Origin of the sequence: Tautonia marina (assembly GCF_009177065.1) — a bacterium.
Taxonomy (GTDB): domain Bacteria; phylum Planctomycetota; class Planctomycetia; order Isosphaerales; family Isosphaeraceae; genus Tautonia; species Tautonia marina.
On record NZ_WEZF01000008.1, the window covers coordinates 39,214 to 63,773 of the forward strand.

The 24,560-nt window shown below is 64.8% G+C and carries 22 protein-coding genes; 8 read left to right on the forward strand and 14 right to left on the reverse strand.

All coding sequences use genetic code 11. The features are described 5' to 3' along the window. Positions 1-168 precede the first annotated feature (168 nt). The 4 genes from ruvC to ispF form a co-directional block, all read right to left on the reverse strand. Positions 169-756, reverse strand: coding sequence for a crossover junction endodeoxyribonuclease RuvC (gene ruvC, locus GA615_RS11320; RefSeq protein WP_152051409.1), 588 nt, complete (start codon positions 754-756; stop codon positions 169-171). Between the two features lie 117 nt (positions 757-873). Continuing rightward, on the reverse strand, positions 874-2,367 hold the full coding sequence (gene cysS / locus GA615_RS11325) for a cysteine--tRNA ligase (RefSeq protein ID WP_152051410.1): 1,494 nt from the start codon (positions 2,365-2,367) through the stop codon (positions 874-876). A gap of 60 nt (positions 2,368-2,427) precedes the next feature. Continuing rightward, positions 2,428-2,730 carry a hypothetical protein gene (locus GA615_RS11330; RefSeq protein WP_152051411.1) on the reverse strand — a complete coding sequence of 101 codons (303 nt, stop codon included), beginning with the start codon at positions 2,728-2,730 and terminating at the stop codon, positions 2,428-2,430. A gap of 27 nt (positions 2,731-2,757) precedes the next feature. Then, positions 2,758-3,246, reverse strand: coding sequence for a 2-C-methyl-D-erythritol 2,4-cyclodiphosphate synthase (gene ispF, locus GA615_RS11335; RefSeq protein ID WP_152051412.1), 489 nt, complete (start codon positions 3,244-3,246; stop codon positions 2,758-2,760). Between the two features lie 188 nt (positions 3,247-3,434). Between ispF and GA615_RS11340 the strand changes: the two genes are divergently transcribed. Continuing rightward, positions 3,435-5,831, forward strand: a complete 2,397-nt coding sequence (locus GA615_RS11340; protein ID WP_152051413.1) for a hypothetical protein — start codon at positions 3,435-3,437, stop codon at positions 5,829-5,831. A 53-nt stretch (positions 5,832-5,884) separates the two neighbouring features. Here GA615_RS11340 and GA615_RS11345 read toward each other — a convergent pair whose 3' ends face one another. Then, positions 5,885-6,409 carry a hypothetical protein gene (locus GA615_RS11345; protein ID WP_152051414.1) on the reverse strand — a complete coding sequence of 175 codons (525 nt, stop codon included), beginning with the start codon at positions 6,407-6,409 and terminating at the stop codon, positions 5,885-5,887. Between the two features lie 249 nt (positions 6,410-6,658). Here GA615_RS11345 and GA615_RS11350 point away from each other — a divergent pair, with 249 nt between their 5' ends. Further along, positions 6,659-7,441, forward strand: a complete 783-nt coding sequence (locus GA615_RS11350) for a dienelactone hydrolase family protein (RefSeq protein ID WP_152051415.1) — start codon at positions 6,659-6,661, stop codon at positions 7,439-7,441. Positions 7,442-7,544: 103 nt separating this feature from the next. On the opposite strand, the gene GA615_RS11355 is transcribed toward GA615_RS11350, so the two are convergent. The 6 genes from GA615_RS11355 to GA615_RS11380 form a co-directional block, all read right to left on the reverse strand. Next, positions 7,545-8,888 (reverse strand): di-heme oxidoredictase family protein, encoded by a 1,344-nt coding sequence (locus GA615_RS11355; protein ID WP_152051416.1) that lies wholly within the window; start codon positions 8,886-8,888, stop codon positions 7,545-7,547. A 235-nt stretch (positions 8,889-9,123) separates the two neighbouring features. Further along, positions 9,124-10,035 carry a sugar phosphate isomerase/epimerase family protein gene (locus tag GA615_RS11360; protein WP_152051417.1) on the reverse strand — a complete coding sequence of 304 codons (912 nt, stop codon included), beginning with the start codon at positions 10,033-10,035 and terminating at the stop codon, positions 9,124-9,126. 120 nt (positions 10,036-10,155) lie between these two features. Further along, positions 10,156-11,700: an SDR family oxidoreductase gene (locus GA615_RS11365; protein WP_152051418.1), complete on the reverse strand. Its 1,545-nt coding sequence runs from the start codon at positions 11,698-11,700 to the stop codon at positions 10,156-10,158. Positions 11,701-11,746: 46 nt separating this feature from the next. Continuing rightward, the gene (locus GA615_RS11370; protein WP_152051419.1) at positions 11,747-12,175 is read right to left on the reverse strand and encodes a hypothetical protein; all 429 of its coding nucleotides are present in this window, start codon (positions 12,173-12,175) and stop codon (positions 11,747-11,749) included. Positions 12,176-12,179: 4 nt separating this feature from the next. Next, entirely contained in the window at positions 12,180-12,389 is a 210-nt protein-coding gene (locus GA615_RS11375; RefSeq protein WP_152051420.1) for a hypothetical protein, read from the reverse strand. Between the two features lie 165 nt (positions 12,390-12,554). Continuing rightward, complete coding sequence (locus tag GA615_RS11380; RefSeq protein WP_152051421.1) at positions 12,555-13,061, reverse strand: FxsA family protein; 507 nt, start codon at positions 13,059-13,061, stop codon at positions 12,555-12,557. 201 nt (positions 13,062-13,262) lie between these two features. On the opposite strand from GA615_RS11380, the gene GA615_RS11385 reads away from it, so the two are divergent. Further along, positions 13,263-14,762 carry a carotenoid oxygenase family protein gene (locus tag GA615_RS11385; RefSeq protein WP_152051422.1) on the forward strand — a complete coding sequence of 500 codons (1,500 nt, stop codon included), beginning with the start codon at positions 13,263-13,265 and terminating at the stop codon, positions 14,760-14,762. Between the two features lie 8 nt (positions 14,763-14,770). Here GA615_RS11385 and GA615_RS11390 read toward each other — a convergent pair whose 3' ends face one another. Continuing rightward, on the reverse strand, positions 14,771-16,462 hold the full coding sequence (locus GA615_RS11390; RefSeq protein ID WP_152051423.1) for a potassium channel family protein: 1,692 nt from the start codon (positions 16,460-16,462) through the stop codon (positions 14,771-14,773). Positions 16,463-16,583: 121 nt separating this feature from the next. Beyond that, positions 16,584-17,603 carry a twin-arginine translocase subunit TatC gene (gene tatC / locus GA615_RS11395; RefSeq protein WP_152051424.1) on the reverse strand — a complete coding sequence of 340 codons (1,020 nt, stop codon included), beginning with the start codon at positions 17,601-17,603 and terminating at the stop codon, positions 16,584-16,586. 344 nt (positions 17,604-17,947) lie between these two features. On the opposite strand from tatC, the gene dprA reads away from it, so the two are divergent. Further along, positions 17,948-19,081: a DNA-processing protein DprA gene (gene dprA / locus GA615_RS11400; protein WP_235905353.1), complete on the forward strand. Its 1,134-nt coding sequence runs from the start codon at positions 17,948-17,950 to the stop codon at positions 19,079-19,081. On the opposite strand, the gene GA615_RS11405 is transcribed toward dprA, so the two are convergent. Further along, entirely contained in the window at positions 19,068-20,282 is a 1,215-nt protein-coding gene (locus tag GA615_RS11405) for a PEP-CTERM sorting domain-containing protein (RefSeq protein ID WP_161602289.1), read from the reverse strand. The two genes, dprA and GA615_RS11405, sit on opposite strands and share 14 nt — an antisense overlap. A 415-nt stretch (positions 20,283-20,697) precedes the next feature. On the opposite strand from GA615_RS11405, the gene GA615_RS11410 reads away from it, so the two are divergent. The 4 genes from GA615_RS11410 (at position 20,698) to GA615_RS11425 (ending at position 24,485) form a co-directional block, all read left to right on the forward strand. Next, the gene (locus tag GA615_RS11410; protein ID WP_152051426.1) at positions 20,698-21,579 is read left to right on the forward strand and encodes a hypothetical protein; all 882 of its coding nucleotides are present in this window, start codon (positions 20,698-20,700) and stop codon (positions 21,577-21,579) included. Further along, a complete protein-coding gene (locus GA615_RS11415) occupies positions 21,579-22,406 on the forward strand; it encodes an ABC transporter ATP-binding protein (RefSeq protein WP_152051427.1) in 828 nt (275 codons plus the stop codon). The genes GA615_RS11410 and GA615_RS11415 overlap by 1 nt, the downstream gene beginning before the upstream one ends. Before the next feature lie 50 nt (positions 22,407-22,456). Continuing rightward, positions 22,457-24,169 (forward strand): putative ABC transporter permease subunit, encoded by a 1,713-nt coding sequence (locus GA615_RS11420; RefSeq protein WP_152051571.1) that lies wholly within the window; start codon positions 22,457-22,459, stop codon positions 24,167-24,169. Positions 24,170-24,353: 184 nt separating this feature from the next. Beyond that, entirely contained in the window at positions 24,354-24,485 is a 132-nt protein-coding gene (locus tag GA615_RS11425; protein WP_152051428.1) for a 30S ribosomal protein THX, read from the forward strand. Positions 24,486-24,560: the final 75 nt, after the last annotated feature.

Sequence of the window (24,560 nt, forward strand, 5' to 3'; positions counted from 1 at the left end):
CGACTCGAACGAAGGGGCAAGGACGCGGGCAATGAGGGAGCGACGACGGAATCATCCTAACGCGCCGATCGACGGCCGGGGAGATGGGTCAACAGGCCGAAACAGAGGGTTCGAGCCACCTCGGCTCCCCTCTCGTCCGATCGGTGAGACGTTCGACTCGCCACGCGCTCATCCTGCATCCGGGCCACGGAGCAAGGCACCGTGGTTGCGTTCGTTCTGGAAGTGGCAAAGGGCGACCGCGCAGGCATCGGCAACGTCGTGGGGTTCGGGAAGGCGGTCGAGGCCCAGCTCGGTCCGGATGGCGTGCTGCATCTGTTCCTTTGGTGCCCGGCCGTGGCCGGTGAGGGTCTTCTTGATCCGAGAGGCGGCGTAGCCGATGACGGGGACCCCTCGTTGCGCGGCGGCGAGCATGATCACGCCGCGGGCGTGGGCCATCAGGATCGCCGTTCTCGGATGGGCCGGCCGGCTATGGACCTGCTCCAGAGCCAGGGCATCGGGCGGGAAGGCGTCGAGGACTTCAAGAATCCCCTGATAGATCGTGTCGAGCCGGCTGGCGAGGGTTCCATCGCGCTTCGCTCGGATGACCCCGGCCTCGACCACCAGCGGAGGAGGCCCGATCAAGCCCGAGGCGGACCGGGGGGACGGCTCGATCACGGCATATCCCGTGACCCCCAACCCCGGGTCGATGCCGACCACCCGACCGGGAACCGATCGCGCCGGGAATCCCGATCCTGATTCCGCTACCGTCGATGCCATCGCGCCTTCCCTCCGTCCCTGGACCTCGATCATGGCCGAGGCGGATGCATCCGTCCACCCCAACCGGGCCGGAACATTGCCGACCCGGATGCAGGAGCCAGGCGGTGGAGCGATCGATCAGCGATCACTCTCGATCTTCCAGCCGGTGCCGTCGCGACGATCTTCGAGAATGACGCCGAGGGCGGCGAGGCGGTCCCGGATCTGATCGGCGAGGGCGAAGTTGCGGTCCTTGCGGGCCTGGGCGCGAAGCTCGATGAACAGCTCGATCAAGGGGCCGGTCAGCCCCCCGGAATCGGCTTCGGCGTGGGTTGGAGGACGGAGGAACAGGCCGAGCAAGCGCGACAGCTCGCGGAGGACGATCACCCCGTTCGTCCACGAGTCGAGGGTACGGGAGGGCTCCCCCTTGCGGTCGTCGAGGTGTTCGGCGTCGGCGAAGCGGTTCAGTGCCCGGACGAGTTCGAACAGCTCGCCGACGGCTCCTCCGGTGTTGAAGTCGTCGTCCATCGCTTCGAGAAACCGAGCGCGATGGTCGCGGACGTCGGGCGGCAGGTCGCCGGAGGCGTGGCGGTCTCCTTCGTCTCGGGAGGCGGGGGCGTCGAGGTCGTAGAACGATCGGCCCGTCAGGCGTTTGACCCGATCAAAGAGGGACCGGAAGGCCCGCAGGCCGCGCTCGACCTCCTGGAGCCGGGCGGGGCTGAAGTCGATCGGGCGGCGGTAATGGCTGGAGAGGAGCAGGGCGCGGAGGGTATCAGGCTCGTACTGGTCGAGCAGGTCGGCCATGAGGACGACGGTTTCGGGGTCGGACTTGCTGATCTTCCGACCTTTATTAGTGAGCAATCCGTTATGCATCCAGTAGGTGGCGAAGGTCTTGCCCGAGAAGCACTCGGACTGCACCACCTCGTTCTCGTGGTGGGGGAAAACAAGGTCGAGCCCGCCGCCGTGGATGTCGAAATGCTCGCCGAGTAATTTCATGCTCATGGCCGAGCATTCGATGTGCCAGCCGGGCCGACCGGGTCCCCAGGGGCTTTCCCAGGCGGGCTCGCCGGGCTTCGAGGCTTTCCAAAGGGCGAAGTCTCCGGGGTGCTTCTTCTTCTCGGTCGGCTCGATCCGGGCGCCGGCCTGAAGTTCCTCCGGGTTTCGATGGCTGAGCTTGCCGTACTCGGCGGCCTTGCTCACGTCGAAGTAGACGTCACCGCCGGCCGGGTAGGCGAAGCCCTTGTCGATGAGTCCCTGGGTGATGCCGAGGATGCCGTCGATATGCTCGGTGGCTCGGGGCATGTGGTCGATACCGGTCACGCCCAGGGCGTCGAGGCAAGCGAGGTAATCGGCCGTCACGCGCTCGGCCAGGTCCTTGACGGTCGTGCCTTCGGCGTTGGCCTGAACGATGAGCTTGTCGTCGACGTCGGTGATGTTCACCACCCAGGTCACGTCGTAGCCGCTATGGACGAGGAACCGCTTGATCGTGTCGAAGATCACCGGCCCGACCATGTGGCCGATGTGGCTGTTCGAGTAAACCGTCGGCCCGCAGACGTACATGCCCACCTTGCCGGGGACGACGGTCTGAAGCGGTTCCTTGGTCTGGGTCAAGGTGTTGTAAACGCGGATGGGCATGGTCGTGGTCGTTCCGATCGAGGTTCGCTCGGCGGGCCAGTCGGGCGCCGCGAGAGGTCGTCAGAGGGGATCTTCTTTGTTGGCTCGGAGCGAAGGTATCAGCCAGAGGATAATTATGAGCATCACTCGGGGGATCATGACCAGGAGCAGGTAGGCCGCTCCGTATATCCCGGCGATCAGCAAGCCGCCCAACACCAGGATACCGAACGCGCCGAGGACGGAAATCTCCTGTTCCCCGGCCAGGGAGAGGACCGTCTCCCGGACGATCGCCAAGGCGAGGGCAAGGGCTGCGATGAAGACCATCAGCCGAGCGATGGAGCGCTGGGAGCGTCGTCGCCTGGTCTCACCGATCCGGGAGGACATGGGGAGTTGCTCGCTTCGGTCCTCGGGTTAGGTGCTCCGGTCTTCGACTCGTTCGACCAAAACGATCGCTTCGCAGCTCATCGCCTCGGAGCGGCCGATCGGGCCGACATGCTCGCCGGTCTTGGCCTTCACGTTCACGGCGTCTTCGGGGAGGCCGATCAACCGGGCGACATTAGCACGAATGGCGGGCTTGTGGTCGAGCAGCTTCGGGCGCTGGGCGTGGATCACGAGGTCGCAGTTGACCGCTTGCCAGCCGGCCGAAGCGACTCGGGACACGACCTCGGCCAGCAGTTTGCCGCTGTCGAGCCCTTCGTGCTGAGGGTCGGTGTCGGGAAAGATCTCGCCGATGTCGCCGAGCGCCGCGGCCCCGAGCAAGGCGTCGGCCACGGCATGCAAGACGATGTCGGCGTCGGAATGCCCGGCCAGGCCGCGGTCGAAGTCGATCCGCACGCCTCCGAGGATCAAGGGCCGCCCCTCAACCAGGCGATGAGTGTCGTGACCAATCCCGACGCGCACGGCTGAACCTCCTTCGGCAAAAGGAGTATCGTACCGCACGACGCATTGCCTCGCTATCCCGCCCGAGCGGAAGCCTGACCTGACACTTTTCGCCGCCTCGGTCTGCGCCGACCTGGCTTGCAACACGTCGTACAATGGAGCAGTCGGGTCTTCCACGGCCTTCGAATCGTCCATCGAGGAGCGAGCGAATGACGATCAGCGCACTCGTGCTGGCGGTTCTGGTGCTGGGGCAAACCCCGGGCGATCCGGAACCGCTGGGGGATCGGGAGATCGAAGAACTGGTCGAGTCGGCCCGCCGCCGCTTCCGGCAACTATCCCTCGACCGCGAGGATCGCGGGCAGTTCGCCCTCGACGTGGCCGACCGGATCGACTCGGCCGCCCGAGCCGAACCGACCGCCGGCCTTCGAGCCGCCCGGTGGAGCCGGGCGGTCGCCTTGCTCGACGAGTTCCTCCAGAGCGATCCGACCCACCCGCTGGCGCTTTCGATCGCCCTGCAAGCCGGGGTCTACCGATGGGCCGAGGGGCATACCTGGGCCTTGCAGTTCGAGCGATCGCCGGGCGACACCGGCGCGAAGGCCGAGGGGATCAAGGCCCTTGACGACGCCATCGCCCGGCTTCGCCGCCTCTGGACCGAGACCAATCGACTCCCCGACAGCGAACTGACGGCCCAGAACATTCGGTTCCGGTACGCCCAGGCGCTGGTCAATCGGGCCGACCTGGAAGACGACCCCGGCATCGCCCTCGACTTTCGGCAGCAGGCCCTCGGCAGGCTGCGGGGCCTGCCCATCGTCCCCCCTCTGGGAGGCCATGTCGCCTTGTTGAAAGCCCGGCTCCTGGTCGAGACGGGCCAGGTTCGGGAGGCCGAGCAAGCCTTTGCCGAAGCCGAAAATCAAGACGGCCCGAGCGAGGCCGACCGGGTCGATACGAAGGTCGCCATCCTGCTGGCCGACAAACAGTTCGACGAGGCCATCGCGTTCATCGATGGCTCCGAACTGGATCGACCTTCGAAGGATTTCCGAGCAGTCCGGGTTCGGGCTCGCCAGTGGATCAATCTCTTTCCCGGCCCAAAGCGCTCGGAGGTCGAGGCCGACGCGATCACCCGAGTCCGACGGCTTCGCCTGGCCGAACACCCCGATGCCAACGCCGCGCTGGCCAGCCTGGCCGCCACGATTGTCGAGCCCGACGACCGAGACGACCCCGGCCTCTGGGAATTGATGGCCGAAGGACACCTGGCCCTCGGCGATGTGAGTCAGGCCGTTCGGCTCAGCCAGGCCGGAGCCGAGCATGCCGATCGCCTGGGAGACCTCGAACGCGCCTGGGTCATGCGCTACCGAGCCGCGGCCTTGCTCGTCCGCGCCGGCCGCACGGCCGAGGCGGTCGAGGCCCTCGCGCCGATCGCCAGGCAGGCCCAGGACTCCGACAGTCCGGCCCCGACCGATCAGCGCTCCAACGCGAGCCTTTTGTACGCACTGGCGCTGGGACGACTCGCCTCGACTCCCGGACAGGGTGGAACGGTGCGAGCCTCCTACGAAGCCGCGCTGGAAGACCACATCGCGGCTTTTCCGGACGATCCGACCGCCTCGGAGGCCCGCTGGATTCTCGGACAGCTTCGGGCCTCGGCCGGCAAGGAACGGGAGGCGATCGCCTTCTGGAGTGAGATTCCGGCCGGGCACCCCCGATGGCGAGAGGCCCGGCTCGCCGTGGTGGAGACTCACCGCGAGGCCGTCGCTTCCCTGCTGCTCGCCGACCGGACCCGAGAGGCCCGTGACCGTCTGATCGAGGCCCGAACCGCCCTCGAAACCGCTCGGGACGAGGCCACCGAGCCGACCGACCGCAACGCCCTCGACCTGGCTCGGGCCGAGCTGGAACTGACGCCCGGCCTCGGATCGGCGGAGGAGGCGCTCAAGCTCCTGGATCGCCTGGTCGCCACCGAGGTTCTGGCCGACCGTCGCGACCGGGCCCGACGGCTCCGGATTGTTGCTCAGGCCCTCGCGTCTCACGCAACCGACGCAGAACGCAACGCCCGGGCCGAGCTGGAGCAATCCGAACCGGAAGAGATCGTCGAGCTGGCCATTCAACTCGACCGAGCCGCGGCCTCCTTGTCCGATCCGGCCCGCCGCAGTGTTTCGGCGATCTCCCGGTTGCTGACGGAGCGGCTCCTCTCACAGGTGAATACCCTTGACCCCGACCTCCGGGCCCGGGCCCGGATCATTCGCATTCGAGGGCAAATCGACATGGGCGACCTCGACGGAGCCCGTCGAGCAGCCGAATCGTGGTCGGCTGACCTCGATCCCGCTCGACTGCCAGCCGAGTTGATCGCCCCGCTGGCCGACGCGCTCGACCGCCTCGGCCTCTATTATCAGGCGGCCGATGCCCACCGCGCCGTGATTGCCGCCAGCACCCCCGGCGCCTCCCAATGGCTCGAAGCCCGTTACGGCCTGGCCGTAGCCTATTACCGAACCGATCGACCCAACGAGGCTCGTCGCCTGATCGACGGCACGATGGCCCTTCATCCCGACCTCGGCGGCAACAACGACCTCCGCGAACGCTTCCTCCGCCTCCGCCGTCGCCTCCAATCCCCCTGAGATTGAGGTCATTGAAGACCAAACGGCGGATTTGAGTTTGCGCCCCTGGGAACTTACTGTTGCCCGAGCAGGTAGCGGCCGAATCCCGACCGGACGCGCGACCCCGTGGACGGATCGATCGTCATGCGGGTCGGAACCAGGGTCGTATCGGGATACTGCGCCGGGTTCGTGTACTCGTAGGAAATCCCCGACGAGGTCGGCCGGAGGACCCCATCGTAGCCTCGGGAATAGGTCACGACCTCGGTCGGCAACGACCGAAGCCTCGAAAACGGCCCATACAGCGACATGCTCCCGTACGAGGTGGGCAGGTCGGCGGGCGAATATCCTCCGCCGGTGTTGTACCCCGATCGAATGATCAAGGTCGGGTCGGGACGGAAGGTTCCCAGATACGGCGAACGGGTCACGGTCGGCACGGGCACCGACGGCACGATCACGGCCGAGGTCGGCGCGGCGACCGGCACTCCCGTCACAACCGGAACGGCCGATCGCACGCGGCGTCCTCCCGCCTCGACGCTGGGACTCGTGGCGATCAGGAGCAGCGCAGCCCCGACCGCCAGCTTCAAGGGTGTTCGAATCATGGTGCAAACTCCGAGTTGCGATCGCGAAGGTGAGAACGTTCCTCTGCTTGAGGAACTTTACCACGCAATTTGACCCGACCCCGGAATGATCGGCACGATCGATGCGGAGATCTCCCGATCGACCGGCCCGTTGACCCGTCCGTCGCTGGCCGGTTCAATCAATCAGAGGAACCGTCCGGGCTCTCGTGCCACGATCCCGGCCCGAACCCCTCAATCGAACCCACGACCGACGCAAAGGGGACCTGATCCATGCCCACGCGATCGCGAATTGGCGGCTCTTCCCGCATGCTGGCCGCGGCCTTCCTCCTGATCGGCGCAGCCTCGGCCCCAGCCGTTGCCGGAGAGATGGTCGAGTTCAAGAACCCGATGGGAGGGACCACGAAAGGCTATCTCGCCCTTCCCGAAGGGGATGGCAAGGCTCCGGCGATTCTGGTCATTCAGGAGTGGTGGGGCCTGACCGACTGGATCAAGCAGAACGCCGACCGCATGGCCGGTCTCGGCTACGTCGCCCTGGCGGTTGACCTCTACGACGGCAAGGCGACCGACGACCCCGGCGAGGCTCACGAGCTGATGCGAGCGCTCGACCCGAGCGAAGGAGTCGGCCACCTCAAAGGGGCGATCGAATACCTTCAGGCTCACGACCGGGTCGATCAGGACCGAAAGGTTGCCGCGATCGGCTGGTGCATGGGGGGCATGTACGCCCGACTGATCGCCCAGCAGTCCGACGCCATCGGCCCGACCACCATCTGCTACGGCAGCGTCTCGATCGAGCCGGAGCAGATTGAAGCCCTCGCCGGTCGCCCGGTGCTCGGCATCTTCGGGGCTCAGGATCGCGGCATCCCTTCCGACCGGGTTCGCCAGGTCTTCGAGGGCCTGAAGAAGGCCGGCTCCACCGTCGATCTGCACATTTACGACAGCGCCGGGCACGCCTTCATGCGCCCCGGTGGCAACCAGTACGTGGAAGACGCCGCCGACGACGCCTGGCAACAGATCGCCGAGTTCCTCGCCGAGCATCACCCAGTCGAAGGCTGATCGCATTCCCCGCCACGTCTCGCACCACAAACCGGGAGCCGAGGGCAATCTTGCGTTCCTCGACTCCCGGTTTCTCTGCGCGATTCGCGTTGATTGGCGACACTCACTCGGCCCGAGCGATCGTCAGTTCATCTTCGGGGACCGAGGGCTCGGGAACCGCAATCGCATCGGAGGGGGCTCGGAGCGATTCGAGGAACCGAATCAACGCCCCTTGATCCTCGTCCGAAAGCCTTTTGAACGCTTTTGACACCGGCAGGGCATCCCCCTTGTGCCGCTCGATCGCGTGGCGGAGCGTTGGGCTGCTGCCGTCGTGGAAGTACGGGGCCGAATCGGCCACCCCCCAAAGGGGAGGCGTCCGCCACTCCTCGGCGTCCGGGTGTTCTCGGGGAATCGGAACGCCGGTCAGCACGTCGCTGTACGCATAGCCGGCCTCGCGATCGACGAGACGATGGAGGAGGAAATCACTGTACACCCCCGTCACGCCCCCCAGCTCGGGCACATGACAGATGGCGCATCCGACCTGCTCGAACAGCAACCTGCCGTGTTCGACCTCGGCCTTGCCCTTCGGATCGCTCGGGACGAATTCCTCGGGACGGGGCAACGTTTCGACAAACGATACGAGCGAACGGAATTGCGAACGGTCCAGATCGGGCGGCATGTCGGGGTAGGGGATGTCGACTCTCGGCTTGGCCTGCTCCATGTGAGGATTTCCCAGGCCCAGCTCGTTCGAGCAGGCGGCCGCCACAAATTCCTCAAGCGTGGCAAACTGAGCCTTCCAGCCGAACTTTCCGACCCGGCCATCGGGCAAGACTCGGTAGCGTCCGGGAGGCATGGTGTTGAAATCGGAACTCAGCTCCCGGCCCATCGTCTTCAGCGATGCCGCCAGGTTGCGCCGGGTGATGCTCCGAGCCGAGATTCGGTCGATCCAACCCGCGCCGAAAAGAGCCGTGGAGTTCACCTGCTCGGTCTTCACCGGGTCGAAATCCCGGACGAGCACATAGCATCCATTGGTGATCCGGATCGCATCGGGGACGATCGGGAACAGCGCTCGAAGGTGCGACACATCTTCAAGGTAGTGGTTCTCGACGGCGAACTTGTGAACAAGCCCTCCTTCGATCTCAGGCCGGGTATGGGTCGGTTTCGCCTCGAAGGCCAGCACGTTGAACTCATTCGAACCGCCACCGCCAACGCCCCCCTGGAAGTGGCATTCGACACACGACCGCGCATTGAAGACCGGCCCCAGCCCGTCGGCCTGGGCGATCGGGTCGTGCGGCAGCCACTCGTGAACGAACAGAGCGTGACCGGCTTCCTTCTGCTCGGCACTCGCCCGAGGCCCCCACATCACCGGCATGCCCGGCGCGGCGATCCAGCCGATCACCCCAACCGCCATCACCGCCAATCCCAGGCCGACCCGCCGCCTCCCCCTCGCCAGATCGTTCCGATGCATCGCGGCTCCTCCCTCGCGGCTCACTTCCGGATCCGCACCGCGGGAACGCTCCCACGGCAACCTCTGACAAGTGTAGAACGAGGTCGTGTGGGAATCAAGTCCGGTTTCCTTCGGCGCGACTCGGCAGGGCTAAGACGCATCGCCCCCGATCAGGAGGATGAGACGGAAGGGAGATCCCTCACATGCTCACCCTCGCGATCGGCGATCAGTCGATTGCTCAACGTAAGGTGGCCAATCAGGCGATCAGCTCTCGGAGCCGTTTGACGTGCCGGGGGATGGCGGTCATCGGGTCTTCGGCCGCCTCGTATTCGAGGACGACGTAGCCGGAATAGTTCACATCGCGGAGGATCTGGATCAATCGGGCGAGGTCCGCCTCCTCTTTTGGTCCGCCGGAACGGGAGATTTCCGTCTTCACCTGCACGTTGACCGCGTAGGGGGCGATCCGGGCCAGATCGCCGTACGGGTCCTCGGTGCGGAAATTGCCGGTGTCGAGGTTCACGGCGAAGTACGGATGATCGATGGCTTCGATCAGCGTCAGCATCTGATCACTCGTTGCGGTGATCCCGCCGTGATTTTCGAGAGCCAGGAACACTCCCTTTTCGGCGGCGTAAGGGAGAACCTCCTTGAAGCCTTCAATCGCCCGAGCCACGGCGACCTCCTCCGTCTCTCCCCGAGGGGTCCGACCGGCGAAGACGCGAATCATCGGGGCATTGAGCACCGCCGCGCGATCGATCCAGGTGCGGGCCAGGTCGAGCTGAGCCTCTCGATCCGGACCGGGAGCGACACAAAAATCGTTGCCGATCGCCGTCCCGGAGATGTCCAGTCCGCGCAGGAAGGCATGGCGACGCAGGTTGCTCAGCAGTTCGTTCGAGACATCGCTCGGGAAGTAGTATGAGGTCGGCTCGATGGCATCGAGCGCCATGTCGGCGGCCAGATCGGCGAAGTCGAACAGGTCCATCGTCGGCGAGTCGCCGGTGAGGAACTGCCGGTACGAGTAGGCGGCGATGCTCAACTTCAGGTGGCTGGGGCGCGTGCGAGGGATCGGGTCGATGGCCCGAGCAGAAGGCAGGGCAACCGGGCCAAGGGCCGAGGCGGCCGCGGCCATCGCGGCACCGCCGAGCAAGGAGCGTCGGGTGATCGAGGTCATGGAGAGCGAGCCTCCGGTCGTGAAGCCGTTTTCGATCGCCGGTCCGGCAGGCGATCCACGCCTTCCAGCGTAGAGGCTTCGCCTGCCGAACGCTACCGGTTCACGCCTCCGACCGAGGCATCACCCATCGACCGATTGTTCCATGACCATCGGCACCCCCGACGTTGCGAGGGGGGCGTCAGCCTGGTGCTGGGCCTGATCCGATTCCTGACGGTCCGCCGACGCCTCCGCCGACCGCACAATGCTCTGCGCCATTCCCGAAAAGATGAACAGGTGAGCCGGGAGGCACGCATACCAGTAGAGCTTGCCAAGGATTCCCGACGGCTTGAAATAGGCCGTCTGGATCAAGCTCGACCGCTGAGCTTCCAGGCGTTCCACCCGAAATTCGAGCCAGGCATCCCCCGGCACCCGCATCTCGGCATGAAGCAGGAGACGATGGCCGGGAACGAAGTCCTCGACGCGCCAGAAGTCGATCGCGTCTCCAATGTAAATCTCCACCGGGTCGCGCCGCCCGCGTCGCAGGCCGACACCGCCGACGATTCGATCCATCGCCCCCCGGAGCCACCAGAGGAAATTCCCGTAGTAATAGCCAGTCGATCCGCCAATGCGCTGCACACGATCGAAGAGGACCGATGACGATGCCTCGGCTTCAACCCGCTGCACATCACGCAGGGGGAACCGCTCCGGGTCGAACTGAGGACGACGTAGCAAGGCCGCGCGGCTGGGCAAGGCAGCATTGGCCCATCGAGTCGAGACGTTGTTCTCGTGAACCTTGTCCATCGCGCGCTGAACCGCTTCGCCGAACGGGGTCAGGGGGATGGGGACCAGGTCTCGAATGCGGTTGTTATGACAGATCACCTCCGCCCGCAAGCCCTCGACCAGCGGAAAGGCCAGCGCTGCAGGAATGGGCGTAACCAAATTGATCCAGTAGGCCGAGAGCCTCGGCGTCAACACCGGCACCACGACAATTCGCCGACGAAGCCCCTGCATGGCCGCGTATCGAATCATCATGTCCTTGTACGTCAGAACATCAGGGCCGCCGATGTCAAAGATGCCGTACGCGGTCTTCGGCTGCTCCAGACAGCCGACGAGATAGGCCAGGACATCGCGCACCGCAATCGGTTGATTCCGCGTTCGGACCCATCGCGGGCAGATCATCACCGGAAGCCGCTTGACCAGCGCCCGCATCATCTCGAACGAAGCGCTTCCCGATCCGATGATCATGGCCGCCCGCAGTTCGGTTACGGGGACCGAGCCACCGCGGAGAATATCACCCACCTCCTGACGACTTGCCAGGTGATCGGACAGGTGATCCGCTCGTCTCCCCAGACCGCCCAGGTAAATGATCCGCTCCAGGCCCGCCTGCTCGGCGGCCTCGGCAAAATTGCTGGCGGCGGTTCGGTCGCGATCCACAAAGGAACGCTCGCCCGCCATCATCGCATGAACGAGATAGTAGGCGACCGAACATCCCTCCAGGGCTCGACGCAATGATTCGGGATCGAGAACGTCTCCGGCCACGATCTCAACCTGATGCGTCCAGGGCCGCCCTTCCAGTTTCTTTGGGTCGCGCGCCAGGCAACGGACCGAGTACCCCCGTTCCAGGAGCATCGGAATCAAACGGCCACCGATGTAACCCGAGGCGCCCGTCACCAGAATCCGTTTCATGAACGCCCCTTGAAGAAGTGAGACCGACCATCACATCTGAACGCGATCATCCATCCGCTGAGGAACCTGGGTCGGCCGAGAGAGAAGTTCGATCGTCGGGAGTGTCTGGACCTGGGCGAGCCTTCGCAGTCCGCCTACGACCGAGCCACACCCCCATGAATGAGAACAGTTTCAGGGCCAGGGGATCGACTCTCAGCATCCGAGCGATCAATCCCGCCCTGTCGGTCCCGCCAAGCTGAGCGACCGACCGATTTCCCACGCGAACGCGGCCGATCAGTCCGACCGCTCGAAGTTGGGCATCGGCACGACGCAGGGCGTCGCGGCGTGTCGAGGGGGAAACCTGCCGCATGCAGGCCAGCGCCGATCGAGCATCCGGGAACTGAAGGTCAGCGACCTCGTCCCGAATCTCGATCCGGGCCTGCCCACCCTCAAATTCGAGCAGGAAGTCCCCCTCAATGTCCAGGGGTCGATCCATGAGATCAGCCTTGTTCGCGGTCTCGGGTGCGGATCTTCAAGGTGCCGTTCATCCGCCAACGGGCATGAGCCGCCTGCTCCGAGGCGCTGCTGGGCACGAACAGCTCGAAGTTCTCAAACTCGTAGATAATCTCAGACCCACGTCCTGTGAGCCGGTCGTAAAGGCCGATCGCCAGATCGGGCCAGGTCCGGGTGTCGTCAAGTCCGGTCGCCATGAGCAACTCCTTCAAGGGTTCGACATCGCTGGAATCGGCCGGGATGACAAGGCTCCCGAACCCTCCTTCGCTACTGTAGGCGCACGATCAGGATGTCAACCACGGAAAGGGGCTGGAATTCCTCGCCGAGTGTCGGCCCATGCGACAAAGACCGCTTGCCACGGCTCAGTCCCGATCCTCCGGTGTCACGTCGATCACCGGCCCTCGAAACGCCCCCGGTTCCCGTTCGAACCGCTCCGGCCCCGGCGCGAATTGGGAGTGAAAGCGCACGCGGGTTTCTCCTCGCTGAATCGACCGAAGAAACCAGGAATTGAGCATACGACGATAAAGGTTTCGCGTCACAGGGATGAGCAAGCTCAGTCCGACCAGGTCGGTCAGAAATCCGGGTGTTAACAGCATGGCCCCCCCGGCGAGAATCATGGCCCCATCAATCAACGAACGGGCCGGGAACTGCCCCCGAGCGATCGACTGCTGAAGTTCCCGGATCACTCCGACCCCTTGCGATCGCGCGAGCGACGCCCCCAGGATTCCCGTCGCGAGAATCCCTCCGACGGTGACGAGCAACCCCGTCTGGAAGTTGTACCGTTCGGTAATCGCCCCGTGGACCGCCAGCAAGACAAAGAGTTCGACGATTGGAACAATCGTCAACAGCAACAGCAATCGAACAAACATCGTGGCGCAACTCCCCGGAGAACGGTTCCCCTCTCTGGCATCGTCGCCGTCCAGATCGCCAAGTCAACCCAAGAGTGCCGAACGACAAGGACCGAGCGATGCAATACAATGGACTGCCTGGCGAACCACTCTCGTCGCTCAACTCGCCGAGCGATCAGGAATTCAAGCGCGATCGCCCCGGAAAGGGGGAGGAGATCCACGATGCCGATCAATCGCAGAGAAATCCTCAGGTCGCTCTCGGTCGTCGGAGCGCTCGGCCTCCCCTCGGCTCGCGTCAGCCGAGCCCAGGACGACGACGCGAACAACTGGCCCGATTCACCGTTTCTGAGCGGCAATTATGCCCCCGTCTTCGAGGAGATCGAGGCGGAGAACCTGCGCGTCGTGGGCCGCATTCCCGAAGCCCTGGAGGGAATGTTCGTGCGCAACGGGCCGAATCCGCAGTTTCCTCCGATCGGCAATTACCACTGGTTCGACGGCGACGGCATGCTTCACGGCGTCTTGCTCCGCGGCGGCAAGGCAAGCTATCGCAACCGATGGGTTCGCACACACGGGTTTGTCGAGGAACGCGAGGCCGGACGGGCGATCTGGGGAGGCCTGAGCAATCCGCCCAACCCCGCGCTTCTGGCCCAGGGCAAGCCGATGTTCAAGAACGCGGCGAACACCTCGGTCGTCTGGCACGACGGCAAGCTGCTCGCGTTGTGGGAAGGTGGGGAGCCTCACATCATCTCGGTGCCCGATCTCGGCACGGTCGGGCCGTATGACTTCGCGGGAAGGCTCAAGCACGCCTTCACCGCCCATCCGAAAATCGACCCCCAGACGGGCGAGATGTTCTGCTTCGGCTACCAGCCCGTGCGACCGTATCTGCAGTACAGCGTGGTCGATGCCGAGGGAACTCTTCAATCCACCACCCCCATCGATCTGCCCAAACCCGTGATGATGCACGATTTCGCCATCACGGAACATCATGCGATTTTCATGGATCTGCCCGCGACCTTCAATTTCGTTCGAATGCTCTCGGGAGGCCCCTTCCTGAGCTTCGAACCCGACCGCGGCGCCCGGTTCGGCATCCTCCCCCGCAAGGGAGACGGTTCGCAGATCCGGTGGTTCGAGTCCCCCTCGTGCTACGTCTTTCACACGCTCAACGCCTTCGAGGAAGGGGATGAAATCGTCCTGATCGCCTGCCGATACGAGCGATTCCCCGGATCGCTCGGCATGGGAGGCCCCCCGCTCGAAGGACGACCGGACGCCCCCGGCCCGATCGACGAGGATCCTCGCCTGCACCGTTGGCGGTTCAACCTCGCTACCGGCGCAACCACCGAGGAGACGCTCGACGACCTCCCGTGCGAGTTCCCCCGAATCAACGACACCGTGATGGGCCGCCCATCCCGCTTCGGTTACGTCATGGACAGCGCGATGACCGGCTTCCACAAGGTCGATCTGCACGGGGGTCCGATCCTCCACCACCCGCATGGGCCCGGCCGTCTCGGCGGAGAAGGGGTCTTCGTGCCCCGACCCGACGCGACGACCGAAGATGACGGCTGGCTGATCACCTATGTTTTTGATCAAGCCAGCGAAACCAGCGAACTGGTTGTGATCGACACCCTCGCGTTTGACGAAGGCCCCGTCGCCCGCATCCTGATCCCTAGCCGGATTCCGTACGGTTTTCACGGAACCTGGCTGCCGGCATCGGTCCTCGGTTAACCCGAGATTCAGGTCGAGGGCTCGAACTCATCGAGGAACCGACGCTCCGACTCGGAATCACCAACCACGATCAACTCCGCGTCCCTGGGCAACGGAGCGCTCGCGTCGGGATTAATCTCCAGCGAGCCGTTCGACGCCACGCCGATGACGTTGCAGCCGGTTTCCTGACGGACGGCACACTCCTGCAACGATCGCCCAATCATCGACGGCGGAATGGGCAACTGAAACACGCTGAGCCCCTCCGAGAGCATCAGCGTGTCCATCTTCTGCAACAGGTTGAAGATGGAATTCGCCCCCATCGACGCATACGAGAGCACGAAATCCGCCCCCGCCCGATGCAGCGTGGAAACGTTCCGCTCCAGGTTCGATCGGGCGAGGATCTGGATCGTTGGCCGTAAGCGGCGGCAATAGATGGTCAGGAAGACGTTGACGTCATCACTTCTCGTGGTGATCACGACCGACGAGGCCTTGTCGATCCCCGCCTTCTTCAAAACCTTCAGCTCGGCGGCGTTTCCGAAAACAAACTCGGGCGAGTTGTGGACCTTTCGTTTTTGACGCTCGACGATTCGGTAGTCGATCCCCTCGGCTCGCAAGGCCCGCGCCACGGCCAGCCCCACCCGACCGCCGCCGATAATCAAGACCGGATCATCGTGCGATCGGTAGATACAGAACAGGGCATCGTAATCATCAAGCTGTGCCCGGGAACCGGCGAGCAACAAGACCGAGGTGGGCTGAATCACGGTCTCGGGGCTGGCAATCTGAAACCGCCCCCGGTCCCAGACTCCGACCACGCTGACGTTCGCATGGTCGCGGAGCCGAATATCACGCAGGTTCCGCCCCACAAGCGGCGTATCCCGAACCAGCGACTGGGCGATCAGCAAATCCCCCACCTGGCCGACCACGTGGCTCCTTGCATCCCGCCCCAGCACGCAGAGCGCCAGTTGCCGACCCAGCAAATCGGCCAGTCTCAACACCCGGTTGCATCCGGCCAGCTCCAGAATATCGACCGAAGCCGCCGCCGAGGCCGTGGCCACAATCGGCACCGTCTCGGAAATTTCTCGAACGGTGAAGGCCACGTTCGTATTGCTCATGTCACCGCGAGTCGTGGCGACCAGGGCCGCCTGATCCACCCGGACCCGCCGATACGTTTCCGGATCATCCAGATCGCCGAGCATGACTCGGTAGCCCTGATCGTGCAGCTTCAGGGCTTCGCTCAACTCGGAAACGAGGATGACATACTCCAGGTGCGATTGGTCCAGCTTACGAATCAGTGGCCCTTCAATCGGACCCAGGGTCGTCAGCACCACATGGCCGTGCGTTTGGGGAGACAGGGCCCTCGGCGCTCGGGCGGCGGCCTGGGCGTCCATCCACGGCACAAAGAAAAACTGGATGAAGGTAAACGGAATCAGGATCAGCATGAACACCGTACCGCTCAGCAACACCACGACCGAGAACACCCGCCCCAGGTCCGACTCGAACGTGATGTCGCCAAAGCCGAGCGTCGACATGGTGACGAGGGTCCAGTAAAACCCCGTCACCCAGCTATGTTCCTTCCCTTCGTACTCGCTGATCAGATGAAACCCGACCGTAAACACCACTACCAGGAGCGACACGGCCAGGAGCAGTTGCACCAGGATCTGAAGATTCCGACGCTCCTTCCGGGCGACCAGGTTGTGCAGAATGACGATCAGCGATTTCATCGCTTGAACCCAATTCCCAACAACTGCGAGGTTCGTTCGCCCTGCCTTGGGCGGCTTTGGTCCTGTCGCCTGAGCGAGGCCGGACCGCCCAGCACGGTCGGGCCTCACTCAGAGCCGTCGATCAGTACGCCTCGGCCTTCGCTGCCGACTGCTCACCCCGGGCGACCAGGACCACACCCAGCTCGTAGAGCCCCACCATCGGAAAGGCGAGCATCAGCATGCTGACGATGTCGGCCGGGGTCAGCATCGATGCAATGATGGTGATTCCCAGCAGGGCGAATTTCCGCTTCTCTCGGAAGGTCTGCGCCGAGACGATCCCGAGCTTCCCGACAAAGAGCATCACCAGGGGCAACTGAAAGCCGATCCCGAAGACCAACGGCAACAGCGTGGCGAAGCTCATCCAGGCGGTGAGCTGGAGGCTCGGCTCCACGTTCAACCAGATGTTAAACTGAAGCAAGAACTGCAAGGTCAGGGGCAGGACCCCGAAGTAGCAAAGGAAGACCCCTCCCAGAAACAGGCCCACCGAGAACGGCAGGTAACGGTAAACCGTGGCCCGCTCGTGCCGGTAGAGCCCAGCCGCCACAAACGCCCAGAGCTGGTAGAAGACCCAGGGGCTGACGATCACCAGGCCGGTGATGATGCAGACCGTGAACCAGATGATCACCGTTTCCATGGGCCGGAGCGCGATCAGGGCCTTCTGACGCTGGACGTTGGTGTTGACCATATCGATCGTGGCCGCCTCGCGGATCTGCATCGGCAGTTCCACATATCGGCCTTCCAGCGCCTCGGGATCGTCCTCGGGCAAGGCGACACTCGGGGCCACCTCACGCAGGGCAGCCACCAGGGCGGCGGCCGAAATCCGGGCGGGCATCTCGGTGTAGGTCGCCCTGCGTTCCGCGTCGGCCATCCGCTCCGTGGTCTGCCGTATGTGGTAGGCCTCCAGCGCTTCCTGAGCCGGATTCTGCATCCCCTGCATGACGTGGTAGCCAAGGTTCAGGGGCGGGATCAACGACAGGATCACGCCCACGACCAGGCCGAGCAGGGCCAGAACCAGGCGCAATCGGAGTTCTTCAATGTGGTCGCCGAAACTCATGGCGACCATCTCTTGTTCTTCTTCGAAAAGATCGCGTTCTACAGCCATGGCGATCAATCCCCCGCGGGCATCAGGGCCGCTCGGGCGTAAGGGCCGCTCGGGCGATGGACGGAGTCCGGGGAGGAGACGCGGGTCGCTCCGATCGGTCACTCGACCGGGGACCACTCCTTCGGCGCCGCCGTGAGCCTCGCGGGGACGGCTAAATCGGGCGGGGGCGTTCCTGCGTCATTGAAGATACCAGGGATCGCCCCCCCTTGGCCAGTCCCAGCAGCCCCTCAGACGCACGATTGCCTCATCGGCTCGGCCCCGGCTACAATCCCGACCGGTGTGCGTCTGCCCGGCGTTGTCCCGCCCGGCCTCAAGTTCCCCTGCCGTTCTGCCCGAGACCGCCCGTGCCCGACTCCGATTCCGGCGACGATCGCTCCCTGCTCGACCTGCTCTGCCTGGCGATGATCCCCGGCATCGGCCCCCTGACCAGCCGCGCCCTGCTCGATTCCTTCGGCAGCGCCGGCAAGGTCCTCTCGGCCTCCCTCGCCGACCTGAAGCGGGTGCCCGGCGTCGGCCCGAAACTGGCCGAGAAAATTGTCTCGGCCCGCCGCGACCTCGACCCCGAGGTCGAACTCCAGCGCTGCCGCCAACAGGGGGTTCGGCCCATCCCGTTCGATGATCCTGAGTACCCAGAGCCCTTGAAGTCGATCTCCGACCCGCCCGCCTTGCTCTACGTCCGGGGAACCTTGCTGCCGACCGACTCGCTCGCCATCGCCCTGGTCGGCGCTCGCAAGGCAACCCCCTACGGCATGAGGATCGCAGAGCGCCTGGCCGGATCGCTCGCCCGGGTCGGCCTGACGGTCGTCTCGGGCCTGGCCCGGGGGATCGACGCCGCCGCCCACCGGGGAGCCCTTCGCGCCGGGGGCCGAACGATCGGCGTCCTCGGCAACGGCCTCGGCTCGATCTACCCTCCCGAGCACGCCGAACTCGCGGCCGAGGTCGCCGCCTCGGGGGCGGTCGTCAGCGAACAGCCGATGGAACAGAAGCCCCTCGCCGGGCTCTTTCCCCAGCGCAACCGTCTGATTGCCGGGCTCTGCCTCGGGGTCGTGGTCGTCGAGGCCGCCCCTCGCAGCGGCTCCCTCTCATCGGCTCACCACGCAATGGAGCAGAACCGCGAGGTCTTCGCCGTCCCCGGCCCGATCGACAGCATCACCAGCCGAGGCTGCCACGCCCTGATCCGAGACGGTGCCCGGCTCGTCGAAACCGTCGATGACATCCTCGAAGAACTCGGGCCGCTCGCCCGGGCCGTCTCCGTCTCCAGCGAGCCCGAAGCCCCCGAGGTCCGCCATCCGGCCGAGCTTTCCCTGACCGACCACGAGCGCGCGGTCCTCGGCCACCTCGACGACCTCCCTCGGGGTATCGACGAGCTGATCGTCCGAACCGGCCTGGCCCCGTCTCAGGTCATGGCCACCATGGCGATTCTGGAGATGCGTCGCCTGATCCGACGCAACGCCGGCAATCAGTTCACCCGGATCTGATCCGCCCGCGGTTCGACCCTCGCCGACGAAGCCAGGTCCAGGCTCCTGCGCCCGAGGCCCCCAGCAGCACCAGCACGATTGAGCCGGGCTCGGGGGTCGCATGGACGGTCGATCCCCCTCCCGGGTCCGGCGATCCCGAAGTCCTCAATTCGAGCAAGAAGGCCCGCGAAACCCCGTCCTTCAAACCGGTCCCGACAATCATTCCCGCATCGTTGATGCCCGAGGCCGTTTGCAGGAGCCATCCCGAATTGGGATCGATCAGGTGGTTCAGGTCCACCATTCCGTCGGTCGCGGTCCACAGGAAGGCCCGAGCGCCGAGACTTCCCGAGACTCGGCCGACCACGTCTCCCCGCGCGTTGATACCCATGCCATAGCTCGACCGACCACCGGGCAGAAGCCCCAGAGACACGAGGCCGCCGGGACGCCCCAGAAAGGCCATGTCGCGGCCCGAGGCGTCGGTCGCGTACCCCGTAATCAACCCGTCGTCATTAATTGCCCGGGCCACGCTGCCCCCGCCTCCCGGAAGCGTCCCGACAGCGTGCATCCCCAGGTCATCGGCCAGAAAGGCCCGCCGCACGCCGAACCAATCGACCGACTCTCCCACGACCTGACCGCTCGCATTGATGCCGTAAGCCCGGCTCGACAGGCCCCCGTTCAGGGTTCCCAGCTCGACGAAGGTGCCGTCGGTCGTGATCCGGAACGCCACGGTTCGACCATCCTCTCGATCGCCGTGGCCGGCAATCTCGCCAGCAGCGTTGATGGCCACCGCCTCGCTCCAGGAACCGCCGGACAAGGTCCCCAGGTTCACCATTGCTCCGCCGCTGGATCGAAAGGCGCGGCGAGATCCTTCGCCGAAGTCGCTGACCCCGACCACCACATTGCTGCCACTGATCCCCAGCCCTTGACTCTTGCCCCGCTCTCCTGCGAGCGAGCCGAGAATCTGCACCGAGCCCCCGGGCGATCCCAGAAACGCCTGCGACGATCCCGGAGTCTGCGCCGTTCCGGCCACCTGGCCCGTCGCGCTGATCGCCGCGCCCGTGCTCCAGGCCGAGGCATCCATCGGCCCCAGGTCCACCACCTTATAGATCGGTAACGACTCCGCCTCGGCTCGGGGGCACACTCCCGCCAGCAGCAGGAAGGCCAGCATGCCCGAAACCAGACGCATCCACCGAGTCGGCGGTGCCAACGCAAGGGCTCGCATCAGACGCGATTCCCAGTCATAAGGACCATTCGCAACGAGGTCAATCTCAACGCGTGCTGTCAACCAGGATAGCCAATCGATCAACCGTCCGACCATCAAAAATCGCGTGATTCCGCGAAATTCGACATGCAACCACGCATTGTTCGGCCATCTGATGGTGTGAACCTGTTTGTTTCAGGCAACGTCGAGCAGGATTCCCGCCTCTGGGGAGAAATCGGCCGGTGCCGAGGTTGCGCGAATGTCGTGGTGGAGGGAGTCGTCCGAGGCGGCAAACGCCGGCCGGCGAGGGTCGAGGAGCCAGGTGAAGGGCTCCCTTGTTCGGAGGGGAGGGGGGTTCGTATGATGCAAAGGGCTGTCCTGCCGCCGTGCTGAATTCCGCTCGAAACGATCGCGGACGGAGCCGGAGCCCTTCACCATGCCCCCTCGACTCGTCTCGCTCGGAATGCTCGTATTCTGGTCGGTCGCCGCGTCGGCCTTGCTGGTCCGTGATGTTTTGCCCGATCTGCTCGTCGGTCCTCCTCCGGACATGCGAGACATCGCGCAGGCCGACGACACAAAAGGACCGACCCGATGGAACCTGATGGTTCCCGACCCCGAGAGTGACGGGCCGGACGACCTGACGGCCGTCGGCCAGGCCGTGACCGAGACGAAGCGCCAGCGCGACGGCCACGTCCGCTTCGAGAGTGTCGTGACGCTCGACGCCGGCGCCTTGCTCGATCGCACTCCCCTGGAGTCGGCCGGCAACGAGCGCCTGGAGATTCGCAGCGTCATCGGGGTCGATTCGGCCGGAAATCTCAACGTCCTGCGATCATCGGTTCGAATCGAGGGGGACGAGACGGAATTGCTCGTGCTTGAAGGGCATGTGGCCAGCGACGAGATCGTCATCACCGCCCGAGGCCCGCTCCTGATCTTCGGCAAGCGGACCTTCACCTTCCCCTATCAGGCGCGGGGCATGGTCCAGAATTCGCTCTCACCGCTGGAGCGCATTCCCGGCTTGCACGTTGGCCAACGATGGGAGAGTCGGGTTGTCAGCCCGTTGACCGGTCGGGTCGAGACGGTTCACGTCGAGGTTACCAACCGCAACGTCATGATCCCCTGGCAGGACAGCCTCGTGCCGACCTATCTCGTCGTGACCCGGATGCGGGGCCTCACAGCCCGCACCTGGGCCAGGGCCTCCGATGGCCTCGTGATCCGCCAAGAGGTGCCCTTGATGATCGTCAACCTCGTCATGGAGCGCGTTCCCGCGGCTCCCGAATCCCTCGGCAACCGATCCGGCAACATCCCGGGGGGCCGGTGATGATCGAGCTGATCGGCGTGACCAAGAGCTTCGGACGCAAGAAAGCCGTCGACGGGCTCGATCTCCAGGTCCGGGCCGGAGAGCTGTTCGCCTTCCTCGGACCCAACGGCGCGGGCAAGACCACCACCATCAAGATGCTCTGCGGCCTCTTGACCCCCAGTTCCGGGACGGTCCGCATCGGCGGTTTCCCCAGCAGTAGCCGAGAGGCCCGGCAATTAATCGCCTATGTACCGGATCAGCCGTATCTGTATGAGAAGCTCACCGGACGCGAGTTCCTCCGGTTCGTGGTCGAGATGTACGGCCTCGACCGCCGCCACGCCTCGGCGAAGATCGAGGAACTGATCGACATCTTCGAGATGCGCGACTACATCGACGAACTTTGCGAGAACTACTCGCACGGCATGAAGCAGCGCGTCGTCTTCGCCTCGGCCCTGGTCCACGAGCCGAAGGTCCTGATCGTCGACGAGCCCCTGGTCGGGCTCGATCCCCGCAGCGGCCGGATCGTCAAGGACCTGTTCGTTTCTCAGGCCCGCTCCGGCGTGGCCGTCCTGATGTCGACCCACCTCCTGGCCATCGCCGAGGAGCTGGCCGACACCATCGGCATCATCGACCGCGGCAAGATGCTCATGACCGGCTCGCTGGCCGAGATCCGCGAGCGAGCCCAGATGCACGGCCCCCTCGAAGACCTGTTCTTGAAGCTCACCAGCGGCGACCGGCCGAGGCTCTCGGCTCCCTCGGCTCCGAGTGACTCCAACGGCGACTCCGGTTCCGGATCGACCGCCCATTCCCCTTCCGAGGCCATCGAGCTGGGGGACCGTCTGCCGTGATCCGAGGCCGACTTCGAAGCCGATCCGCCCCCGATCCCTCCCCTCCGCCGATGGCGACCGCTCTGCGCGTTTCGCGGGGCTTCGGGTTCCTCCGGCGCCGGTTGCTGGTGAACCTGCTCGACTCGCTCGTGGCCGAGTCTCGGCTGAGGCTCATCACGATCCTCATCTGCTCGGCGATCTTCTGGTCAGGGCTGTTCCTGCTCTTTTTCGAAGGGTTCGGGTTCCTGAAGGAGTACCTGAAGGTCACCGGCGAGATCGTCGAGTACCTGTTCAGCCTCTTTTTCCTCTCGCTCCTGATCATGCTGCTCGTCTCGACGGGCATCATCCTCTACGCCGCGTTGTTTCGCAGTCGAGAGGCCGGTTTCTTGCTCGCCACCCCGGCGACCGAGGACCGTGTCTTCGCTCATAAATTTCTTGAAGCGATGGTCTTTTCGAGCTGGGGATTCCTCCTCCTCGGCAGTCCGATGATGGTCGCTTACGGCATCCGGTCGATGGCTCCCTGGCCGTTCTACCTGATCGCGCTGGCCTATCACCTGGCCTTCGTGATCATTCCCGGCGGAGTCGGAGCGATCGGCGCGATCTTGCTGGCCAATCTCTTGCCCCGGCAGCGCAAGTCGGTCTTGCTCGGCACGATCGCCCTGATGCTCGGCGGACTCGTCTACACCGCCGCTCGGGTCTGGACGACTCCCGGTTCGACCCTCTCGTACGAGTGGATGAACGCCCTGCTCGGTCGGCTCGAATTCAGCACCAACCGGCTCTTGCCCAGCCGATGGATGGCCGCCGGCCTGCTCCGGTCGGCCGAGGGGCAGTGGCGCGACGGCCTCTTTTACCTCATGGTCATCTGCGCCCATGCCGGCCTGGCTTACCTGGCCGCGGCCGTCGTCGCCCGAGACCTCTACCGGACCGGCTACAGTCGGGTTCTCGGTGGCCGATCGGCCCGCCGCCACTTCGGCTGGTACGGCATCGACGCCGCCTTCCACCGCCTTTTTGGTTTCATCCGAGAGCCGATCCGCCTCTTGATCCTCAAGGACCTTCGCACCTTCCGCCGCGACCCGACCCAGTGGTCGCAGTTCCTCATCTTCTTCGGCCTCCTTGCGTTCTACTTCATCAACATCCGTCGGCTCGGCTACGACGTCCAGAGCCCCTACTTCCGCAACCTGTTGAGCTTCCTGAACCTGGCGGTCACGGCGCTGATCCTTTCAACCTTCACCAGCCGGTTCATCTTCCCGATGCTCTCGCTCGAAGGGCGGAACCTCTGGCTCCTGGGGCTCTTTCCGGTTCGGCGGTCGTCGATCATCTGGGGCAAGTTCGCTTTCGCCGCCGGAATTTCGCTGGTGGCGACCGAGCTTCTCATCCTCCTGAGCGGCCTGATGCTCAAGGTCGGTCTCGTGATGCTTCTGCTGCAAGCGGCGATCGTGGCCGTGCTTTGCTTCGGCCTTTCGGCCATCAGTGTCGGCCTGGGGGCTCGGCTGCCGAACCTCCGCGAGGACGACCCGTCGAAGATCGCCGCCGGGTTCGGTGGTACCCTGAACCTGCTGGTCAGCCTTGCCTTCATCGTCCTGGTGATCGCTCCCCCGGCGATCCTCAGCCACCTCTATTTCGCCGGGATTGGCAGCGAGGTCGCCCTGATGTTCGGCGGCTCGCACGAGGTCCTCTACCGACGGCTCCTCCTCGCCGTCTCGTTCAGCCTCATCGTGGGGGCCGTCGCCACCATTGTCCCCATGCGCATCGGCATCCGGGCCTTCGAGCAGATGGAATTCTGAGCCGATTCTCCCCGAGAACCGTCTTCGCCTCAATTTCCCCCACCGAGCGGCCTGGAATCGCTCGTGACGTGCCGGTATGATAAGGGTTTCCATCCCAATCGTGATGATGCTCGACGCTCCTCTGCCACCGAACGGCCGGCGCGTCGATCGTTTGAGCCTTGATCCTCGAAAGGACGACCCGCCGATGGGCAAGGGTGACAAGCGTTCCAAGCGCGGCAAGCTGTTCCGAAAATCGTATGGCAAGAGCCGCCCGAAACCCCGCAAGATCCGCCAGGACAAGGCCGCCGCGGCAGCCTCCGCCTCCAGCGAGTCCTGATCCGCCTCCCCCGTTCCACGGATCGTTCGAACAATATCCCCCCGCAAGGGTGGGCAAGCGTTCGCGGTGCGAACT

What these genes read in the sequence shown, in the direction of transcription:
- GA615_RS11360 (WP_152051417.1), bottom strand. Translation starts at nt 10,035, where the DNA reads ATGACCTCGATCACCCGACGCTCCTTGCTCGGCGGTGCCGCGATGGCC.
- GA615_RS11350 (WP_152051415.1), top strand. Translation starts at nt 6,659, where the DNA reads ATGCCCACGCGATCGCGAATTGGCGGCTCTTCCCGCATGCTGGCCGCG.
- GA615_RS11415 (WP_152051427.1), top strand. Translation starts at nt 21,579, where the DNA reads ATGATCGAGCTGATCGGCGTGACCAAGAGCTTCGGACGCAAGAAAGCC.
- cysS (WP_152051410.1), bottom strand. Translation starts at nt 2,367, where the DNA reads ATGCCCATCCGCGTTTACAACACCTTGACCCAGACCAAGGAACCGCTT.
- GA615_RS11370 (WP_152051419.1), bottom strand. Translation starts at nt 12,175, where the DNA reads ATGGATCGACCCCTGGACATTGAGGGGGACTTCCTGCTCGAATTTGAG.
- GA615_RS11420 (WP_152051571.1), top strand. Translation starts at nt 22,457, where the DNA reads ATGGCGACCGCTCTGCGCGTTTCGCGGGGCTTCGGGTTCCTCCGGCGC.
- GA615_RS11380 (WP_152051421.1), bottom strand. Translation starts at nt 13,061, where the DNA reads ATGTTTGTTCGATTGCTGTTGCTGTTGACGATTGTTCCAATCGTCGAA.
- GA615_RS11345 (WP_152051414.1), bottom strand. Translation starts at nt 6,409, where the DNA reads ATGATTCGAACACCCTTGAAGCTGGCGGTCGGGGCTGCGCTGCTCCTG.
- GA615_RS11330 (WP_152051411.1), bottom strand. Translation starts at nt 2,730, where the DNA reads ATGTCCTCCCGGATCGGTGAGACCAGGCGACGACGCTCCCAGCGCTCC.
- GA615_RS11340 (WP_152051413.1), top strand. Translation starts at nt 3,435, where the DNA reads ATGACGATCAGCGCACTCGTGCTGGCGGTTCTGGTGCTGGGGCAAACC.
- GA615_RS11425 (WP_152051428.1), top strand. Translation starts at nt 24,354, where the DNA reads ATGGGCAAGGGTGACAAGCGTTCCAAGCGCGGCAAGCTGTTCCGAAAA.
- GA615_RS11385 (WP_152051422.1), top strand. Translation starts at nt 13,263, where the DNA reads ATGCCGATCAATCGCAGAGAAATCCTCAGGTCGCTCTCGGTCGTCGGA.
- GA615_RS11390 (WP_152051423.1), bottom strand. Translation starts at nt 16,462, where the DNA reads ATGAAATCGCTGATCGTCATTCTGCACAACCTGGTCGCCCGGAAGGAG.
- tatC (WP_152051424.1), bottom strand. Translation starts at nt 17,603, where the DNA reads ATGGCTGTAGAACGCGATCTTTTCGAAGAAGAACAAGAGATGGTCGCC.
- GA615_RS11355 (WP_152051416.1), bottom strand. Translation starts at nt 8,888, where the DNA reads ATGCATCGGAACGATCTGGCGAGGGGGAGGCGGCGGGTCGGCCTGGGA.
- GA615_RS11365 (WP_152051418.1), bottom strand. Translation starts at nt 11,700, where the DNA reads ATGAAACGGATTCTGGTGACGGGCGCCTCGGGTTACATCGGTGGCCGT.
- GA615_RS11410 (WP_152051426.1), top strand. Translation starts at nt 20,698, where the DNA reads ATGCCCCCTCGACTCGTCTCGCTCGGAATGCTCGTATTCTGGTCGGTC.
- GA615_RS11405 (WP_161602289.1), bottom strand. Translation starts at nt 20,282, where the DNA reads ATGCGAGCCCTTGCGTTGGCACCGCCGACTCGGTGGATGCGTCTGGTT.
- GA615_RS11375 (WP_152051420.1), bottom strand. Translation starts at nt 12,389, where the DNA reads ATGGCGACCGGACTTGACGACACCCGGACCTGGCCCGATCTGGCGATC.
- ruvC (WP_152051409.1), bottom strand. Translation starts at nt 756, where the DNA reads ATGGCATCGACGGTAGCGGAATCAGGATCGGGATTCCCGGCGCGATCG.